Source organism: Candidatus Nitrotoga sp. BS (assembly GCF_927797785.1).
Lineage (GTDB): Bacteria > Pseudomonadota > Gammaproteobacteria > Burkholderiales > Gallionellaceae > Nitrotoga.
This window is the reverse complement of record NZ_CAKMLL010000001.1, coordinates 1-3,997: the sequence shown is the minus strand read 5'-3', so window position 1 is coordinate 3,997 and position 3,997 is coordinate 1. Positions and strand designations below refer to the sequence as shown.

Below are 3,997 nucleotides of genomic sequence, written 5' to 3'. Positions count from 1 at the left end.
CCCTAAAAACCTGTCAAGTGTTTTCTTGATTATTTATAGGGGTGAGTAGTTACTTATAATCATTAATTTACTTAATACTGGCATTGCTACGAGCCATCTCTCTCATTATTCTCTCGTCAACTAATCAATTTTGGATATCAGCAAGAGTATCCCCAATTTTTATAGAAAGTTAAGAGGGAAACCGCAACAATTAAATATTGTGGCATAACTAAATTAATTAAAATAATAAATCTATTGATTATTAATGGTATTTTGTAATAAATACGCTGAAATTAATGACTTTTTGTGAGGGAGGTGTTAAAGCCAGGTTGAATCTCATCAATTAATGGTGGCATCGCTTGAAAATCAGGAAAGGCATCGTTAAACTGCGTGACCCTCTCCAAATTTAGGGGTCGAAGTCCTACCCAGATTAGTAACAAACTTTAAAAAAACTAAAAAAATATGGCACGCGCAGAACCAGCATTCAAACTCAAAATTGCCAATCTCTCTTTATTTGTAATCTATGTCAATACAACCGACATGGTTCAATTAAAAAATCAGTTGGATATGCGTTTTAGTAATATGCAGGATTTTTTTTCCAATACACCTGTGGCTCTTGATCTCTCAGCTATCGCGAATTCTAATATTTCGCTAGACTTTGCTGGACTTATGTCATTCATGCTGAATCATGGCATGCATGCAGCTGGAGTTGTAGGGGGGTCTGCTGAACAGCGAGAAGCCGCCGTGCAATCAGGCTTGGGGCTCTTTCCGGACTCGATTGAACGGCCCACGTTTCAGCCGACACAGACTCCTTCGATAGTCTCAAACAATACCCCTAATGCAGAAGACTCTAATCAGCCAGAATCTGGATTGGCAATAGAAGCTTTAGCGGGTGAACCAAATCACAGCAATGCCATTAACACGAATTCTCAACCTCAAAAAACAGCTCCCCAAGTTCTGCCCACTTTTCATCCGACTATGATAATCAACAAACCAGTTCGTACTGGTCAGAGAATCTATGCCGAGGGTGCCAATTTGGTTGTACTAGGCGTTGTCAATGCAGGAGCCGAATTGATTGCTGACGGAGATATTCATATTTACGCTCCGTTGCGCGGTCGTGCAATTGCTGGTGCGCAAGGAAACGAAAATGCACGTATTTTCATCCATAGCCTGGAGGCAGAATTGATTTCAATTGCTGGTTGTTTCAAGGTATTTGAAAATGGCATTCCTGAAAATTTGCGCGGAAAGCCCGTTCAGGTGTATCTGGATTGCTCTGATTTGATTATCCAGCCCTTGCTTAGCTAAAGGAATTTTTTAGCATCCTCATTTACGGGTAAAATATACCTAATCTTGCTCAGGAAAATAAACGTGTCTAAAGTTATTGTAGTTACTTCAGGGAAAGGTGGTGTAGGTAAAACCACAACCAGTGCCAGTTTTTCAAGCGGCCTCGCCCTACGGGGAAACAAAACAGTTGTCATCGACTTCGATGTGGGTTTGCGTAACCTTGATCTCATCATGGGCTGCGAACGGCGTGTGGTGTATGACATCATTAATGTCATAAATGGCGAGGTGTCCCTTAAACAGGCACTCATCAAAGACAAAAATTGCGACAACTTATACATACTCCCCGCGTCTCAGACCCGAGACAAAGAAGCACTCAACCTGGAAGGTGTTGAACGCATTCTTAACGAACTAAGGGAAACATTTGACTATATCGTATGTGACTCCCCGGCTGGCATCGAATCAGGTGCCTTCACCGCAATGTATTTTGCCGATGAGGCTTTGGTAGTAACTAATCCAGAAGTCTCGTCGGTGAGAGATTCAGATCGCATTCTCGGGATTCTCGCAGCCAAATCCAAACGTGCTGTGGATGGCCTTGATTCAGTGAAAGAACATTTGCTGGTTACTCGCTATGACCCAAAGCGGGTAGAGGCTGGGGAAATGTTGTCGGTGACGGACATTCAGGAAATCTTGCGCATTCCCTTGATTGGCGTGATTCCGGAATCGGAATCAGTACTCCAAGCGTCTAATGCTGGCACGCCAGCTATCCACTTGGATAAGAGCGACGTGGCTGAAGCTTACCGAGATGTTGTGGGGCGCTTCATGGGTGAAGAAGGATTACCGATGCGCTTTGTTACCGTAGAAAAAAAGGGATTCTTCAAACGACTGCTGGGAGGCCGCTGAGATGTCCATGATCTCTGGCTTAATCAGCTACCTGCGCGGCAACGAAAAAAAAACCGCCATCGTCGCTAAAGAACGTTTGCAAATTATTCTCGCCCACGAACGTGCCGGCAGAGGAGCACCCGCTCCAGATTACTTACCTGCACTCCAAGAAGAACTTATGGTTGTGATTGCAAAATACATTCATATAGATCGCGAATCTATCAATGTTCAATTAGAGAAGCATGGCGAATATGATGTACTTGAGCTTAACATCACTTTGCCGGACAAAATGCGCCTCAACCGTTGAGTGTTCCTTGGGCTTGCACGAAAAGACAGAACAAAATGGTACTGATTAACCGCATAACATATCAAACTTTAATTGCGTAACCACCCCGAAAGGTGCCACGAATGCAAGGATGAAGGTCAGTTCAAATATCGTGCTACCTGCCCCTGCACAACAGCGATGATCGCCGCGTGCGCTCTTTGCTACCGCACCCAAGCAGTTGTTTAGCTGGGTCACGCCTTTCTGCCGACACAGGTTACGGGCAACTATTTTTACATGTATTTGTTTATTGATGTTTTTAGCTGAAAATCGTTTGCCGTACATATAAATATTTTAAATCAATTAGTTATAACACGAAATAAAAATGCCGTTATAAATATCCCCATGCAAACCACCTGGCGCCCTATCCTAATCGAAGAAACCCGCAAGCCATACTTCCAGGACTTGCAGCATTTCGTCGCGGAGCAGCGACAACAGGTCACGATATTCCCACCCGATGCGGAGGTATTTGCGGCGCTGCATCTCACGCCGATTGAGCAGGTGAAAGTATTGATACTGGGACAGGATCCCTATCACGACGACGGTCAGGCGCATGGTCTGTGCTTCTCGGTAAGGCCGGGCATTGCTATCCCGCCCTCGCTCTTGAACATCTTCAAAGAATTACGCAGCGATCTCGGCTGCAAGATACCGAACAACGGCTATCTCACGCACTGGGCGGAGCAGGGGGTGCTGTTGCTCAATACGGTGCTGACGGTGCGGGCGCATCAAGCCAATTCGCACCAAGGAAAGGGCTGGGAAGTGTTCACCGACGCGGTGATCGCAGCAGTGAACGTCAAGTCTGATCCGGTGGTGTTCGTGTTGTGGGGAGCGAACGCGCGCAAGAAACGGGCGTTGATCAATACCAGCCGCCATATCGTGATCGAATCACCTCACCCTTCGCCATTGTCGGCGCATCGCGGCTTTTTTGGCAGCCGACCTTTTTCACGCATCAATGCTGCATTACGCGACGCTGGAAAAACGGAGATAGACTGGCAGATACCTGAATTATGAAAAAGGCAGCCGAATTACTACAGGCGATTACAGCATCGCTGTAATCTTAATGACATACGAGAAATGGAATTCCCGAATTCACCCAATTCAGCATAGCGGGGGAGGGCAGAACAGCGCTTTTAATCCTGCCGCAAGATTATGAACACCGTCAGTGCGGTAAAGGCAAGACATGCGACTATTGCCCAAAAAAGCGGCAAAATATACACCGCTCCGCTCAATTTGCAGCCGATTTCCTTTAAGTCCGACAGGCTGCTAGGCTCATTAACAGATAGATCAAATAGCCCAGCATAATTATCCGCGCTCTACCAAAACCATCACCAAGTTTGCCTATCAGCGGTGATGCAACAACGCATGAAATATTGAACAAGGCTTAAAGCAACACGATATCCTTGACTGAAAAACCGACGCTGTTTGCATGTAACAATAAACAGCCGAAACTGATTGCACCTTTATCTGATACGGCACACAGCTAGTGTAGTGCGCCATTCTGTTTGGAACTTAATCGACTGTTGGCACGAATGA

At 45.6% G+C, this 3,997-nt stretch carries 5 protein-coding genes; 4 read left to right on the top strand and 1 reads right to left on the bottom strand.

Annotated elements, in window-relative coordinates:
- The first annotated feature begins 441 nt into the window (after window positions 1-441).
- From minC to minE, 3 genes are all read left to right on the top strand, one after another.
- The gene (gene minC / locus MJ769_RS00025) at window positions 442-1,284 is read left to right on the top strand and encodes a septum site-determining protein MinC (RefSeq protein WP_239233802.1); all 843 of its coding nucleotides are present in this window, start codon (window positions 442-444) and stop codon (window positions 1,282-1,284) included.
- A gap of 63 nt (window positions 1,285-1,347) precedes the next feature.
- Complete coding sequence (gene minD, locus MJ769_RS00020) at window positions 1,348-2,163, top strand: septum site-determining protein MinD (protein ID WP_239233801.1); 816 nt, start codon at window positions 1,348-1,350, stop codon at window positions 2,161-2,163.
- A gap of 1 nt (window position 2,164) precedes the next feature.
- On the top strand, window positions 2,165-2,449 hold the full coding sequence (gene minE / locus MJ769_RS00015) for a cell division topological specificity factor MinE (protein WP_239233800.1): 285 nt from the start codon (window positions 2,165-2,167) through the stop codon (window positions 2,447-2,449).
- A gap of 45 nt (window positions 2,450-2,494) precedes the next feature.
- Here the strand turns inward: minE and MJ769_RS00010 are convergent, their stop codons facing one another.
- Window positions 2,495-2,662, bottom strand: coding sequence for a hypothetical protein (locus tag MJ769_RS00010; RefSeq protein WP_239233799.1), 168 nt, complete (start codon window positions 2,660-2,662; stop codon window positions 2,495-2,497).
- 147 nt (window positions 2,663-2,809) lie between these two features.
- On the opposite strand from MJ769_RS00010, the gene ung reads away from it, so the two are divergent.
- Entirely contained in the window at window positions 2,810-3,475 is a 666-nt protein-coding gene (ung, locus tag MJ769_RS00005) for a uracil-DNA glycosylase (protein ID WP_239233798.1), read from the top strand.
- Window positions 3,476-3,997: the final 522 nt, after the last annotated feature.